The 14,768-nt window shown below is 71.5% G+C and carries 11 protein-coding genes; 3 read left to right on the top strand and 8 right to left on the bottom strand.

Annotated features, from left to right (window positions below):
- Positions 1 to 15: 15 nt before the first annotated feature.
- Complete coding sequence (locus K7787_RS22820; protein WP_169439728.1) at positions 16 to 1,215, top strand: MarP family serine protease; 1,200 nt, start codon at positions 16 to 18, stop codon at positions 1,213 to 1,215.
- Between the two features lie 80 nt (positions 1,216 to 1,295).
- Here K7787_RS22820 and K7787_RS31900 read toward each other — a convergent pair whose 3' ends face one another.
- The 6 genes from K7787_RS31900 to K7787_RS22795 all read right to left on the bottom strand — a co-directional run bounded on the left by K7787_RS31900 (position 1,296) and on the right by K7787_RS22795 (position 9,863).
- Positions 1,296 to 1,475: a hypothetical protein gene (locus K7787_RS31900; protein ID WP_078512072.1), complete on the bottom strand. Its 180-nt coding sequence runs from the start codon at positions 1,473 to 1,475 to the stop codon at positions 1,296 to 1,298.
- 237 nt (positions 1,476 to 1,712) lie between these two features.
- Entirely contained in the window at positions 1,713 to 2,663 is a 951-nt protein-coding gene (locus tag K7787_RS22815; protein ID WP_009189823.1) for an alpha/beta fold hydrolase, read from the bottom strand.
- Positions 2,660 to 3,154 (bottom strand): phage holin family protein, encoded by a 495-nt coding sequence (locus K7787_RS22810; protein WP_009189824.1) that lies wholly within the window; start codon positions 3,152 to 3,154, stop codon positions 2,660 to 2,662. The genes K7787_RS22815 and K7787_RS22810 overlap by 4 nt, the downstream gene beginning before the upstream one ends.
- Positions 3,155 to 3,288: 134 nt before the next feature.
- The gene (gene nhaA, locus K7787_RS22805; RefSeq protein ID WP_043261110.1) at positions 3,289 to 4,740 is read right to left on the bottom strand and encodes a Na+/H+ antiporter NhaA; all 1,452 of its coding nucleotides are present in this window, start codon (positions 4,738 to 4,740) and stop codon (positions 3,289 to 3,291) included.
- A 242-nt stretch (positions 4,741 to 4,982) separates the two neighbouring features.
- On the bottom strand, positions 4,983 to 6,938 hold the full coding sequence (acs, locus tag K7787_RS22800; protein ID WP_164387612.1) for an acetate--CoA ligase: 1,956 nt from the start codon (positions 6,936 to 6,938) through the stop codon (positions 4,983 to 4,985).
- Positions 6,939 to 7,235: 297 nt separating this feature from the next.
- Positions 7,236 to 9,863, bottom strand: a complete 2,628-nt coding sequence (locus K7787_RS22795) for a SulP family inorganic anion transporter (protein WP_223002741.1) — start codon at positions 9,861 to 9,863, stop codon at positions 7,236 to 7,238.
- A gap of 268 nt (positions 9,864 to 10,131) precedes the next feature.
- Here K7787_RS22795 and K7787_RS22790 point away from each other — a divergent pair, with 268 nt between their 5' ends.
- A complete protein-coding gene (locus tag K7787_RS22790; RefSeq protein ID WP_169439732.1) occupies positions 10,132 to 11,394 on the top strand; it encodes a polysaccharide deacetylase family protein in 1,263 nt (420 codons plus the stop codon).
- 6 nt (positions 11,395 to 11,400) lie between these two features.
- Here the strand turns inward: K7787_RS22790 and K7787_RS22785 are convergent, their stop codons facing one another.
- Positions 11,401 to 12,381 carry an ATP-binding protein gene (locus K7787_RS22785; RefSeq protein WP_164387614.1) on the bottom strand — a complete coding sequence of 327 codons (981 nt, stop codon included), beginning with the start codon at positions 12,379 to 12,381 and terminating at the stop codon, positions 11,401 to 11,403.
- 100 nt (positions 12,382 to 12,481) lie between these two features.
- Here K7787_RS22785 and K7787_RS22780 point away from each other — a divergent pair, with 100 nt between their 5' ends.
- A complete protein-coding gene (locus K7787_RS22780; RefSeq protein ID WP_223002740.1) occupies positions 12,482 to 13,306 on the top strand; it encodes a Fic family protein in 825 nt (274 codons plus the stop codon).
- Between the two features lie 451 nt (positions 13,307 to 13,757).
- On the opposite strand, the gene K7787_RS22775 is transcribed toward K7787_RS22780, so the two are convergent.
- Entirely contained in the window at positions 13,758 to 14,591 is an 834-nt protein-coding gene (locus K7787_RS22775) for an HAD family hydrolase (protein WP_009189832.1), read from the bottom strand.
- Between the last annotated feature and the right edge of the window lie 177 nt (positions 14,592 to 14,768).

The raw sequence follows: 14,768 nt of genomic DNA, 5'->3' as shown, positions 1-14,768 counted from the left end.
GCGAGGCTCGACACGGTGAACGTGCTGGACATCCTGCTGCTGGTCGCCGCCGTGTGGTTCGCGGTCGTCGGGTACCGCCAGGGCTTCGTCGTCGGCATCCTGTCGGTGATCGGCTTCCTGGGCGGCGGAGTCGTCGCCCTGTACGCGCTGCCGCTGATCTGGGACGCGCTGACGGACAACACACCGGTCAGCACCACCGCCGCCGTCGTCGCGGTCGTCGTCGTCATCGTCTGCGCCTCGGTCGGCCAGGCCCTGACCACCCACCTCGGCAACAAGCTGCGCGTCTACATCACCTGGTCCCCGGCCCGCGCCCTGGACGCCACCGGCGGCGCCGTCGTCAACGTCGCCGCGCTGCTGCTCGTCGCCTGGGTGATCGGCTCGCTCCTGGGCGGCACGACGATACCGACCGTCGGCAAGCAGGTGCGCAACTCCAAGGTGCTGATCGGGGTCTCCGGGGTGATGCCCGCGCAGGCCAACACCTGGTTCTCCGACTTCACCTCGGTGCTCGCGCAGAACGGCTTTCCGCAGGTCTTCAGCCCGTTCGCCAACGAGCCCATCACCGACGTACGGCCCCCTGACCCGGCGCTGCGGCACAGCGCCGTCGCCGACCGCGCCAGACGGTCCGTCGTCAAGGTCGTGGGCACCGCGCGCAGCTGCGGGAAGGTGCTGGAGGGCAGCGGCTTCGTCTTCGGCGACCGCCGCGTCATGACCAACGCGCACGTCGTCGGCGGCGTCGACGAACCCACCGTCCAGATAGGCGGGGTGGGCCGGAAGTACGACGCCACCGTCGTCCTCTACGACTGGCGGCGCGACATCGCCGTGCTCGACGTGCCCGACCTGAAGGCGCCCGCCCTGGAGTTCACCGACACCGACGCGCGCAGCGGCGACAGCGCGATCGTCGCCGGCTTCCCGCAGAACGGGGCGTACGACGTCCGGTCCGCGCGCGTGCGCGGGCGCATCCCGGCCAGCGGCCCGGACATCTACCACCGCGGCACCGTGCGCCGTGACGTCTACTCGCTCTACGCGACCGTCCGCCAGGGCAACTCCGGCGGCCCGCTGCTCACCACCGACGGCAAGGTGTACGGCGTGGTGTTCGCCAAGTCCCTGGACGACGCCGACACCGGGTACGCGCTGACCGCCGACGAGATCCGGCAGGACATCCTCCGGGGACGCACCGCGAACCAGCAGGTGGACAGCGACAGCTGCGCGATGTAGCCCGCCCGGGGGAGGGCGGGCAGGGTCAGCAGCCGGTGTTCGGCCGTGCGACGCGGTCCGTACGGCGGACGGAACGCCGTTCAGCCGCGAGGATGACGCAGCCGTACGGACACCCAGCGGGCCCGGCGGCGCAGAATGCGCGGAATGCCCACCCGCGGGTCTGTCGCCGTCAGTTGCGGCGCATCCCGGTGAGGGGAGCCCGGACCGCTCGTCGAACGGCGGGTGCGTGCTACGTCACTGTAGTCGTGCGTCCAGCCCATACCGGGACGTCTGCCCCCACCCCAAGGTCGATAACCGCCTTCGGGCAACCCAATTGGCTTATGCGCCGGGCAAGTGGCCGTTCGAAGGACAGGTGTTCACGTTCGGATACCGACCGCTACGAAACGGTCACGGGGAGGGCCGTGGGACGGTCACCGGCGGGCTGTGGAACGGGCACCGGCGGGATGTGGAACGGTCGCCGGTGAAGCCGTGGAACGGCCGTCGGCCGGCCCGGGACGTCACCGGTCCGGCTCGGGGTCCTTCAGCCAGTTGACCAGTTCCGTGGAGAACGCCACCGGGTCCTCCTCGTGCGGGAAGTGGCCGAGCCCGTCGAAGAGGCGCCAGCGGTAGGGGGCCTCGACGTACTCGCCGGAGCCGGCCGCGCTGCGGGTGCGCAGGACCGGGTCCAGGGACCCGTGCAGATGCAGCGTCGGCACCCGCACCGGCCGCTTCATCCGGCGGTAGAACTGGATGCCGTCGGGGCGCGCCAGGGAGCGCACCAGCCAGCGGTAGGGCTCGATGGAGCAGTGCGCGGTCGACGGGATGCACATGGCGCGGCGGTAGACGTCCACCGCCTCGTCGTCCGGCAGCCGCGGACCCGACCAGTCCCGGATGAGCCGGGCCACCAGCGCGCCGTCGTCGGCGGTGAGCCGGCGCTCGGGGAGCCAGGGCCGCTGGAACCCCCAGATGTAGGAACTCGCCGCCGACTGGCGCACGTCGGCGAGCATCGCCGCGCGCCAGCGCCGGGGGTGCGGCATGGACGCCACCGCCAGCCGCCGGACCAGCTTGGGGCGCATCGCGGCCGCCGTCCACGCCAGATAGCCGCCCAGGTCGTGGCCGACCAGCGCGGCGTCCGGCTCGCCGAGGGAGCGGATCACCCCCGTGATGTCGAGGGCGAGGCCCGCCGGGTCGTAGCCCCGGGGCGTGCGGTCGCTGCCGCCCACACCGCGCAGGTCCATGGCCACGGCCCGGAAGCCGGCGTCGGCGAGGGCGGTGAGCTGGTGCCGCCAGGTCCACCAGAACTGCGGGAAGCCGTGCAGCAGCAGCACCAGCGGCCCGTCACCCACTTCGGCGATGTGGAAACGGGCGCCGTTGGCCGCGACGTCCCGGTGCGTCACCTTGCGGTCGCCGGGCAGGTCCATCCGTACGACCGAGGTCGGTTGCGCCGAAGGGGTGGCGGGGTCCGTCATGAGGACGAGCGTGCCACAGCCTCGATGGCGGCGGGCGTGCGGTCCTCCAGAGCGGGAGTTTCCGGGCGCGGGTGCGGCTTGGCCAGCTGCAGCACACCGGCGGTCTGCTTCATCGACGCGGCGACCTTCTGCGGGCCCTTGCCCTTCTTGGCCTTCTTCGCGAAGACCACGCCGATCAGGCCGAGGAAGCCGGCGACGAGGACGTTGGCCGCGAAGGACAGCAGGAAGCAGACCGCGAGGTTCCAGCCGCTCCAGGTCCGAATGCCGTAGGCGAGGGCGAAGTTGAGCATCGGCAGCGAGAACAGCAGCACCGCCCCGGCCACCGAGAACGCGCCGCCGCTCACCGCGCCGCGCTTGACGTCCTGTTTCAGCTGGGCCTTGGCCAGTGCGATCTCGTCGTGCACCAGCGCCGACAATTCGGTCGTCGCCGAGGCGAACAGCTGGCCGATGCTGCGTTCGGCGCCGACCGGGCTGCCGTCGGGTGCGCTCATCGCGGTCTCCCTCTCCTGCCTGACTGGGTGTCGTACGTCCGTCCGGCGTCCGCTCGGCGCCGGCCGCCTTCGCGTGCCGACGCCCGGCCTTTGCCGGGCCGGTGACGGTCCCATTTTTGTACCGTCCCGTCAGATCATGCCGGACTGTCGTTCTCCTCGCCTGCCCCGCCCGGCACTTCCGCAAGCCGTCGTGCCCGTTCGGCCGCCTTCTCCCCGGCGATCCTGCGGTGTTCGGCGGCCTTGTGTTCGAGGATGTCGGCCATGCGGAGGTGGTAGGCGGGGTCGTCCTCCTCGTACACGTCAGGTATGCCGTCCTGGTCCTCGTCGCGCTCCTCCGCCTCGTAGAGCCTGCGGTAGTGGGCGTTGCGCAGCTTCAGCAGGACCGTGGCGAGCGCCGCCGCGACGAGGGAGCCGACGAGGACGGCGGCCTTGACCTCGTCCGTGAGCGTGGGGTCGCCGTCGAAGGCCAGCTCGCCGATGAGCAGGGAGACGGTGAAGCCGATCCCGGCGAGCGTGGCCATGGCGAACACGTCGGCCCACGCCAGGTCGTCGCTGAGCGAGGCCCTGGTGAAGCGGGCGGTGAGCCAGGTGCCGCCGAAGATGCCGATCGTCTTGCCGAGGACGAGCCCGAGCACGACGCCGAGCGTCTCGGGCCGGCCGAACACGTCCGCCAGCGCCCCGCCGGACAGCGACACGCCCGCGCTGAACAGCGCGAACAGCGGCACCGCCAGACCCGCCGACAGGGGGCGCACGAAGTGCTCGATGCGCTCGCCGGGGGAGCGCTCCTCGCCCTCGCGGGTCGTGCAGCGCAGCATCAGGCCCATCGCGACGCCCGCGATGGTGGCGTGCACGCCGCTGTTGTACATCAGCCCCCAGATGACCAGGCCGAGCGGCACGTACACGTACCAGCCGCGCACGCCCTTGCGCAGCAGCAGCCAGAACACGAGCAGCCCGGCGAGCGCCCCGCCGAGGGCGGCGAAGTTCAGCCGGTCGGTGAAGAAGACCGCGATGATCAGGATGGCGAACAGGTCGTCGACGACGGCGAGGGTGAGCAGGAAGGCGCGCAGGGCGCTGGGCAGCGAGGTGCCGATGACCGCGAGCACCGCGAGGGCGAAGGCGATGTCGGTGGCGGTCGGTACGGCCCACCCGCCGAGCGAGCCGCCGCCGGCGAGACTGGTGACGGTGTAGACGATCGCGGGCGCCACCATGCCGCACAGCGCGGCGATCACCGGCAGCGCGGCCGCTCGGGGGTCCTTGAGATCGCCCGCGACCAGTTCGCGTTTGAGTTCGATCCCGGCCACGAAGAAGAAGACCGCCAGCAGCCCGTCGGCCGCCCAGTGCTCCACGGACAGGTGGAGGCCGAGGGCGGCGGGCCCGAAGTGGAACTGGCCGGCGCTCTCGTAGCTCGCGTGCAGTGCGGGAATGTTCGACCAGACGAGCGCGGCGACCGCGGCGACCAGCAGGATGACGCCGCCGACGGTCTCGGTGCGCAGCGCGTCCGCGACGAAGTTCCGCTCGGGCAGGGACAGGCGTCCGAGGACCTTGCGGGCGGCGGTGGGGCCGGAACGGGGGCGGGGCGCGGTCACGGGAACCTCCGGGCGGGGGCAGGACGGATCACATGCCGACCAGACTTCCCGGCGCACCTAGAGGATCTTTTTGCGTTGTGTCGCTCAGCTCACCCTACCCAAAGCGCGCCGGGAGTGCCGGACAGGCGGGGGGGAGGGGCCCCGACGCCTGTGGCGCTGTGACGCCTGTGTCGCCGGGTGCCCCTTCCGCACCGTCCTCAGTCCCGTCGGCCCCGGGGCTCGGAACCTGCGGTCAGGTGCCGTCAGTCCTCGCTGGGCGCCGCCGGCAGCTTGGTCTGGATGAGGTCCATGACCGTGGAGTCCGTCAGCGTCGTGACGTCCCCGAGCTGCCGGTTCTCCGCCACGTCGCGCAGCAGGCGGCGCATGATCTTGCCGGACCGGGTCTTCGGCAGCTCGGCCACCGGCAGGATCCGCTTCGGCTTGGCGATCGGGCCGAGCGTGCTGCCCACGTGGTTGCGCAGCTCGGCGACCAGGTCCTCGGTCTCGGTCACCGCGCCGCGCAGGATCACGAAGGCGACGATCGCCTGCCCGGTCGTCTCGTCCGCCGCGCCGACCACGGCGGCCTCGGCGACCGAGGGGTGGGAGACGAGGGCGGACTCGACCTCGGTGGTGGAGATGTTGTGGCCGGAGACCAGCATCACGTCGTCCACGCGGCCGAGCAGCCAGATGTCGCCGTCGTCGTCCTTCTTGGCCCCGTCACCGGCGAAGTAGCGGCCCTCGAAGCGGGACCAGTAGGTGTCGATGAACCGCTGGTCGTCGCCCCAGATGGTGCGCAGCATCGACGGCCACGGCTCGGTGAGCACGAGGTAGCCACCGCCGCCATTGGGCACCTCGTTCGCCTCGTCGTCCACGACGGTCGCGCTGATGCCGGGCAGCGGGCGCTGCGCGGAGCCGGGCTTGGCGTCGGTCACGCCCGGCAGCGGGGAGATCATCATGCCGCCGGTCTCCGTCTGCCACCAGGTGTCGACCACGGGGGTGCGGTCCGCGCCGATGTTCTTGCGGTACCAGACCCATGCCTCAGGGTTGATCGGCTCGCCCACCGAGCCGAGCACGCGCAGGGAGGACAGGTCGAACTTGGCGGGGATGTCGTCGCCCCACTTCATGAACGTGCGGATCGCGGTCGGCGCCGTGTACAGGATCGTCACCCCGTACTTCTGCACGATCTCCCAGAAGCGGCCCTGGTGCGGGGTGTCCGGCGTGCCCTCGTACATCACCTGCGTCCCGCCGTTGGCCAGCGGCCCGTACACGATGTACGAGTGGCCGGTGACCCAGCCGACGTCGGCCGTGCACCAGTACACGTCCGTCTCCGGCTTGAGGTCGAACACCGCCCAGTGCGTGTACGCGACCTGTGTGAGGTAGCCGCCGGAGGTGTGCAGGATGCCCTTGGGCTTACCCGTGGTGCCCGAGGTGTAGAGGATGAACAGCGGGTGCTCCGCCTCGAACGCCTCCGGGGTGTGCTCGGCCGACTGGCGGCCGACCGCCTCGTGCCACCACACGTCGCGGCTGTCGTCCCAGGCCACGTCCTGACCGGTACGGCGGACCACGAGCACGTTGCGCACACCGGCCACGCGGCTGACCGCCTCGTCTACGGCGGGCTTGAGCGCGGACGGCTTGCCGCGCCGGTAGCCGCCGTCGGCCGTGATCACGACCTTGGCATCGGCGTCCTGGATACGGGTGGCCAGCGCGTCCGCGGAGAAGCCGCCGAAGACGACGGAGTGCGCGGCGCCGATCCGGGCGCAGGCCAGCATCGCGACCGCGGTCTCCGGGATCATCGGCATGTAGATCGCGACCCGGTCGCCCTTGCGGACGCCCAGTTCGAGCAGGGCGTTGGCGGCCCTGGACACCTCGTCCTTGAGCTCGGCGTAGGTGATGGCGCGGCTGTCGCCGGGCTCGCCCTCGAAGTGGATCGCGACGCGGTCGCCGTGCCCGGCCTCCACATGCCGGTCCACGCAGTTGTACGCCACGTTGAGCGTGCCGTCCTTGAACCACTTCGCGAACGGCGGGTTCGACCAGTCGAGGGTCTCGGTCGGCTCCTTGGCCCAGGTCAGCCGGCGGGCCTGCTCGGCCCAGAAGCCGAGCCTGTCAGCCTTGGCCTGTTCGTACGCCTCTGCCGTGACGTTGGCGTTGGCGGCCAGGTCAGCGGGCGGAGGAAACCTGCGGTCTTCGCGAAGCAGGTTGGCCAGGCTTTCGTTGCTCACGACATCTCCCTTTCCCAGGGTGTCCGTTGTGTCCCAGGCCACAGCTCATCAGACCGGGGGGTCCGATGACAAGGGTCGACGGGAAATTGGTTTAGACCTGTGTGGGGTGGGTGCACAGCCGGGACGGTGTGCGGCGGCCGTGCGGTGGCCTGGGCTGTTCACCCCCTCCCACGGATGGCGGGTCGCCAGGGTTCAGCATGCCCCGGAGGGCGAACCGGGCCACGCCTGCGGGGTGCGTGTCGCCCGCCGGGCGGGCCGGACGGGGCTCCGCAGGCGCGGGGCGATGCAGGGCGCGGGTCAGGAGGGGCTCGGCAGGCCCTCCGCCGCTTCCACGCGGGTGAAGACCACCTCCTCTTCCGTCTCCGAGAGCAGATACGCCTGCGCCTCCGCCACGTGGAAGTACAGACCGTGCAGCTCCAGCGCGCCTTCCCGCAGCGCCCGGGCGACCGAGTCGTGCGCGCGCAGGTGCTCCAACTGCTGGACGACATTCGCGAGGCACAGTCGCTCGACCTCGTCGGCGGGCGGTCTGCCGGCCAGCAGGGGGCCGGGTCTGGCGGGGTCAGCCATCCGGTCGAGGCTGGGAAGCCCGTTCCTCAGCCACCGCCCGAGCGGTGTCGGACCGTCACCGGAGCCGGAGCCGGAGCCGGAGCCGGAGCCGGAGCGGGAGTCGGACTCGGAGCGGGAGTCGGGGCCGAAGGGGGCGTCGGACCCGGAGCCGGCGTCGGAGCCGGAGGCGGCGTCAGGGCCGGAGGAGGAGCGGGCGACCGCGCCCGAGTCGAGCAGTGCCCGCATCGCCCCGCAGCCGGAGTGGCCGCACACCGTGATGGAGCGCACCCCCAGCACCTCGACCGCGTACTCGATCCCGGCCGCCACCGAGTCGTCGCCGCTTCCCTCGCCCGGCGGCGGCACCAGGTTGCCGACGTTCCGCACGACGAACAGGTCGCCGGGGCCACTGGCCGTGATCATCGATGTCACCACGCGGGAGTCGGCGCAGGCGAGGAAGAGCTGCGACGGCTGCTGCCCCTCCCGCGCCAGCCGGGCCAGCTCGTCGCGCACATGGGGCGCGGTGGCGCGCTGGAAGGTGCTCAGGCCGCGCGCGAGTTGCCGTCTGCTCGGGCCTGGCCCGACGAGGAGAGCGGGGCTGTGCGGGGGTGCGGAGTCGGCGGCGGTCGCTCCTTCAGGAGCGGGCTCGCAGGGCTGGTCGCCGGGACGGGCCGGGTCCGCGTCCGTGACGTTCGCGCACCGGTGGTTGCGCCAGGGCGTCCAGGGCCGGCAGTGGCATCCGGCATCGGCCGTGGCGGTGGAGACGGTGGGGACGGTGGCCGGGGGCGCCGAAGCGGTCGTGGCGGCGGCAGGGGTTGAGCCGGCAGGGGGTGAGGCGTCGGTGCGGATTCCCGCGCGGCGTCCCGTGAACTCGACGGTGCCGCCCTGTGCGAGATGCGCGCGCTGCCAGTCCTGGAGCGACTCGTACGCCGCGTGGTCCATGAAGGAGCCGCCCAATTCCACCACCGCATCCGCCCCGTGGGGCACCAGGTGCAGCGCGCGGCTCAGCCGTGGCACCGCGAGGAACGTCAGCTGGCCCCGTACACGGACGTAGTGGGTCCCCTTCCGCTCGTCATGGGTGATCCGGGTGCGGGTGAGGCGGTGCAGGGCGAGGGCGACGGCCACGCCGACCCCGAGGGCCACGCCTTCCAGGACGCCGAAGACGACCACACCGAGCGTGGTGACCGCGTACACCGGCACCTCGCGGTGACGGGTCACCGTGCGGATGTGGTGCAGGGACACCATCTGGATGCCGACGGCCATCACCAGGGCGGCGAGCGAGGCGAGCGGGATCAGCTCCAGGAGCGGCACCATCAGCAGCGCGGCGATCACCACGAGGACGCCGTGCAGCATCGTGGAGTTCCGGCTCACGGCGCCGGCGCGCACGTTCGCCGAGCTGCGCACCGCCACGCCCGCGACCGGCAGTCCGCCGAGGGCTCCGGAGACGACGTTGGCGGCGCCCTGGCCGAGCAGTTCCCGGTCCAGGTCCGAGCGGCCGGGGCGGGCGAGCGGCCCGGCGCGCCCGGCCACCAGCTTGTCCACGGCCACCGCGCCGAGCAGGGACTGCACACTGCACACCAAGGTGGTGCTGAACACTGCGGCGACGAGGCCGAGCACCGGCCCCTCGGGCAGTCCGGCCAGGGCGTGGCTGCGCCAGGACGGCAGGTCTACCCGGGTCAGCATCAGGCCGGTGAGGGAGGCGACGGCGGTGGCTCCGACCACGGCGACCAGGGGGGCCGGTGCTCTGCGCAGGAGCCGTCCGGTCCGGCCGGGAAGCCGGGGCCAGAGCAGGAGCAGGGCGAGGGTGAGCGCGCTCACGGCGAGGGCGACCGGGTCCAGGTCGGCCAACTGGGCGGGCAGCGCCCGGAAGTTGTCGAGCACCGAACTCTGCGGACTGCCGCCGAGGACGATGTGCAGTTGGGCGACGGCGATGGTCACGCCGATGCCGGCGAGCATGCCGTGCACGACCGCGGGACTGACGGCGAGCGCCGCCCGGGCCACGCGCAGACAGCCGAGGCCCAGTTGGGCGAGACCGGCGAGGACGGTGATCGCGCAGGTCGTGCGCCAGCCGTAACGGGCGATCAGGTCGGCGGTGACCACCGTGAGTCCGGCGGCGGGGCCGCTGACCTGCAGCGGTGAGCCGCCGAGCCGTCCGGCGACGAGTCCGCCCACGGCGGCGGCCACCAGACCGGCCTGGAGCGGGGCGCCGGTGGCCAGGGCGATGCCGAGGGACAGCGGCAGGGCGATCAGGAAGACCGCGACGGCGGCCGAGACGTCGGCGCCGGCGAGTCGGAAGCGCCGCCCCGGGGGCGGGCTGTGCGGTGGGTGGGGGTGTTGGGCGCGGGCGGAATCGGTGGCGTGAGCGGGAGCGCAGGCCGACATGTCTTCGATCTCCCCTCGGGAGCGGTCGATTCAACGGTTGGCAAAATAAAAGTAATGCCACGTAAAGTCCGTGCATAGATTTTCGAGGCAAATGAGGTCGCATGTCACCTCAATGAGTGAAGTGGGCTTTTTATCGGCTTGTCGTACTAATTCCTTCTCGCCCCCGTGCGACCTTGGCGGCGCTGTCGGCACGGCACCAGACGTCCGGCACAGCACCAGCACACGCCGTCTCGGCGTTGGACGAGAGAAGGAAGAAGGTGGGCGGAACATGGCCGCCACCCAGAGGATCGCCGTCGGCGTCGTCATCGCCGCGGCCTGCGCCTCGTCGCTCGCCGCTTGTGCGAGCGGCGCCGACGCTCCCCGGCAGGGCTTGCACGGTCCGCAGAAGGCCCCCGTTCAGCCGCCCGGCAGCGCCGTCCGCCTGATCGGCGACGGGTCCACCGCGTACACCGGCGCCCAGCCGCACCTGCCCAAGCCGCAGCGGCTGAAGGCGGGTGAGAAGCCCCCGCAGTTCGTCGTGTTCTCCTGGGACGGCGCGGGCGAGGACAGCCAGAAGCTGTTCTCGCACTTCCGCAAGGTCGCCAAGGACAACAACGCGAAGATGACGTTCTTCCTCAGCGGCGTCTACATGCTGCCCGAGGACAAGCGCGACCTGTACCGGCCTCCGCAGCACGCGCCGGGCAGCTCGGAGATCGGCTTCAACGACGCCCAGGGCATCACCGACACGGCCGAGCAGGTGCGCCTGGCCTGGCTGGAGGGCAACGAGATCGGCACCCACTTCAACGGCCACTTCTGCGGCCCCGACGGCGGGGTCGGCCAGTGGTCGGTCGACGAGTGGAAGAGCGAGATCGACCAGGCCAAGCAGTTCGTGAAGACCTGGAAGACCAACAGCGGCCTCAAGAACCTGGCGCCGCTGCCCTTCGACTACGACAAGGAGCTGATCGGCGGCCGCACCCCCTGCCTGGAGGGCCAGAAGAACTTCATGAAGGCGGCGAGCCAGATGGGCTTCCGCTACGACAGCAGCGGCGTCAACAACCAGGTGTGGCCCAAGAAGAAGGACGGGCTGTGGGACCTGTCCATGCAGCTGGTGCCGTTCCCCGGGCACACGTTCGAGCAGTTGACCATGGACTACAACTTCATGGTCAACCAGTCGGGCACCCAGACCCAGGGCGACCCCGACAAGTTCGGCTACTGGGGCGACCAGATGCGCGACGGCCTGCTCAAGGGCTTCTACCGCGCCTACGACGGCAACCGCGCGCCGCTGGTCATCGGCAACCACTTCGAGTCCTGGAACGGCGGCACCTACATGCGCGCCGTCGAGGACGTGGTGAAGGAGGTGTGCAACAAGCCCGACGTGCGCTGCGTCTCCTTCCACCAGCTGGCCGACTGGCTGGACGCCCAGGACCCGCAGACCCTCGCCAAGCTGCGCGGACTGGAGGTCGGCGAGGCCCCCAAGCAGGGGTGGGCGTCCTTCCTGTCGGCCCGGCCGGCTCCGGCGCCCAAGGGAGTCCCCGGGGCGCCCAAGCCGTAGCGGCCGTCAGGCGGGGGCGGTGACGCCCTCGCCCAGGACGAATCCGGGGTCGATCTGGGCCGCCAGATCGGCCCCCGTCCGCTCGTTGCCCCAGGAGGCGGCGTTCTTCAGGTGGAAGTGCGCCATCTGCTGGGTGTAGCGCTCCCAGTCGCGCAGCTCGTAGGTGGCGTCGGCGGCCACCTGGAGCAGCCGCAGGGCCCGGCGGTCGGCGTCCTCCAAGAACTCGAACCGGCGCGGCCGGCCCTTCTCCATGGCGCGCACCCAGTCCGAGTGCCCCACGGTCACGAGCAGGTCGTCCCCGACCTCGGCGCGCAGGAAGTCGAGGTCGTCCTGGCCCTGGACCTTGTTGCCGACGACTCGCAGGACGACGCCGTAGTCCCGGGCGTACTCCTTGTACTGGCGGTAGACGGAGACACCCTTCCGGGTCGGCTCGGCGACGAGGAAGGTGATGTCGAAGCGGGTGAACATCCCGGAGGCGAAGGAGTCCGAACCGGCCGTCATGTCCACCACGACGTACTCGTCGCGGCCGTCCACCAGGTGGTTCAGGAACAGCTCCACCGCCCCGGTCTTGGAGTGGTAGCAGGCGACCCCCAGGTCGGCGTCCGTGAAGGGGCCGGTGACCATCAGGCGGACGGCTCCGCCGTCGAGTTCCACCTCGCGGGCGCAGGCGTCGTAGACCGGGTTGTCCTCCGTCACGCGCAGCAGGCGCGAGCCCTCGCCGGGCGGAGTGGTCTTGATCATCGTCTCGGCGGAGGCGATGCGGGGGTTGTCGCCGCGCAGGTAGTCCTTGATCAGCGGCAGCCGGTCGCCCATCGCGGGCAGCGCCGCCGCCCGGGACTCCTCCAGGCCCAGCGCGCATCCCAGGTGCTGGTTGATGTCCGCGTCCACGGCGACGACCGGCGCGCCGGCCGCCGCGAGATGCCGGATGAACAGGGAGGACAGAGTGGTCTTGCCGCTGCCGCCCTTCCCGACGAAAGCAATTTTCATGTTCACCAAGAGTAGTGCCGTGTGTGCGGTGCGTGGTGCCCCGCGTGAAGAAGACCACTCCTTCGAGGAACGGCCCGTACGGGTGCGTAGGGTCGTAGCCATGAGTACGACAGGCGCGACCGCCGACCCGCTCGCGGCCCTGGGCTCACTGCCCGGTGTGGCCGAGTCCGTGGAGTCCGTGCGCAAAGCCGTGGACCGGGTCTACGGCCACCGGATCATGCGGCGCCGGAGCAACGCGATCACCTCGGAGGCGGCGCTGCGCGGCGCGCGCGGCTCCGCGGCGCTGTCCGGCGCGGACTGGGCCCTGGAGGAGGTGCGCCGGCGGACCGACTTCAGCGGGGACGCCGAGGCGCGGGTGCTCGGTGCGGCGCTGCGGCTGACGGCCGAGGCCGGTCAGCTGCTGTCCATCTGGCGGCAGTCGCCGCTCAGGGTCCTGGCCCGGCTGCACCTGGTGGCCGCCGCGGGCCATGAGGACGCCGTCGGACGCCCGCGGCAGGCGGGCGAGCCCGTCGACGAGCCGCTGATCGAGCGGGAGCTGCCGGGCGCGGCCGAGGTGTCCGGGCGGCTGGAGGGCCTGGCGGAGCTGATCATCGCGGGCAGTTCCGCGCCGGCCCTGGTGACGGCCGCCGTCGTGCACGGCGAACTCCTGGCGCTGCGCCCCTTCGTCTCCCACAACGGCCTGGTCGCGCGCGCGGCCGAGCGCATCGTCCTGGTCGGCAGCGGTCTCGACCCCAAGTCGGTCTGCCCGGCCGAGGTGGGCCACGCGGAGCTGGGCCGCGCGGCGTATCTGGCCGCCCTGGACGGCTATGTCTCCGGCACCCCGGACGGCATGGCTGCCTGGATCAACCACTGCGCCAAGGCGGTCGAGCTGGGCGCGCGCGAGTCGACGGCGGTCTGCGAGGCGCTCCAGCGCGGCGCGGCATAGACGCTGTGCGGTAGGGGTGGGCGGCGGCGCGTCCGGGGCGCGAGGCGACCGGCGTCGCGCCCGAAGAAACGCCCGTACACGAAGATGCGGCGGTACGAGGACTCGTACCGCCGCCGGCATGACCACCGGGGTACCAAGCGTCCTCGATATGTCGCCCATCAGGCCGGGATCTTTGCCCGTCACCTGGTGCGGCTGGCCCGTAATCGACGGGTCGACGTCGCGTGGGTGCCCGGTGTTCATGCTTCGGTCCGTGGGGCCAAATGCGTTTTGAAGGTGATCCTTTCGGATGTCCTTCGGTCTCGCGGGCCGTTGAGTCCTTTGTACTGCAAGCGAGGGACAAGCGGAACCCCTCGCCGCACTTCTTTACTTTCAGGTTCAAACGCGAACTAAACGGGCGTCCGGTTCCCGCACGGAATTCCGCATCCGGCTGAACGCGGCCGTCCGGGCGCGCTCAGGCGATCACGCCCCGGCGCCGGCTGGCGTACCAGACGAGCCCTGCGGTCGCCGCCGCCGCTCCCACGGCGGCCGCCGCGACGAGAGCCGGGCGCGGCGGCACCGAGAATCCGGGCAGCCGCTGCTTGAGCCGCACGGGACGGTGGAAGTCGAGGATCGGCCACCCGCGCGCGACGGCCTCCCGGCGCAGCGCGCGGTCCGGGTTCACGGCGTGCGGATTGCCGACCGACTCCAGCATCGGCACATCGGTGACGGAGTCGCTGTAGGCGTAGCACCGGTCGAGGTCGTACCCCTCGGACTCGGCCAGCTCGCGGACCGCCTCCGCCTTCGTCGGGCCGTAGGCGTAGTACTCCACCTCGCCGGTGAAGCAGCCGTCCTCGCCCACCACCATCCGGGTGGCCACCACCCGGTCGGCGCCCAGCAGTTCGCCGATGGGTTCGACCACCTCCGCGCCCGACGTGGAGACGATGACGACATCGCGCCCGGCGCGGTGGTGCTCCTCGATGAGGGAGGCGGCCTCGTCGTAGATGATCGGGTCGATCAGGTCGTGCAGCGTCTCGGCGACGATCTCTTTGACCTGCCGTACGTTCCAGCCGCGGCACAGCGCGGACAGGTACTCGCGCATGCGCTCCATCTGGTCGTGGTCGGCGCCGCCGGCGAGGAAGACGAACTGGGCGTACGCGGTGCGCAGGACGGCCCGGCGGTTGATCAGACCGCCCTGGTAGAACGACTTGCTGAAGGTGAGCGTGCTCGACTTCGCAATGACCGTCTTGTCCAGGTCAAAGAAGGCCGCTGTGCGGGGCAAGGAGTGGTTTTCCACAACCCTGAGCATAGGGGCAGCCCATTCGGCGTAAGGTGGGCGCGTGGGTTTGCCTGAGAGGGCTCTCGGGTACACCATGGAAGTCACGGATCGTTCGCGACCGTGCTAACCCGGCCCGACTCCTCCCCCCCCCCCCCCCCCCCCCCCCCCCCCGCGCCCCCCCCCCCCCCCCCCCCCCCCCCCCCCCCC

The organism is Streptomyces sennicomposti (assembly GCF_019890635.1).
In the GTDB taxonomy this organism is placed as follows: domain Bacteria; phylum Actinomycetota; class Actinomycetes; order Streptomycetales; family Streptomycetaceae; genus Streptomyces; species Streptomyces sennicomposti.
Note: the sequence above shows the minus strand (reverse complement) of the source record. Positions and strands in the feature narration are given on the sequence as shown.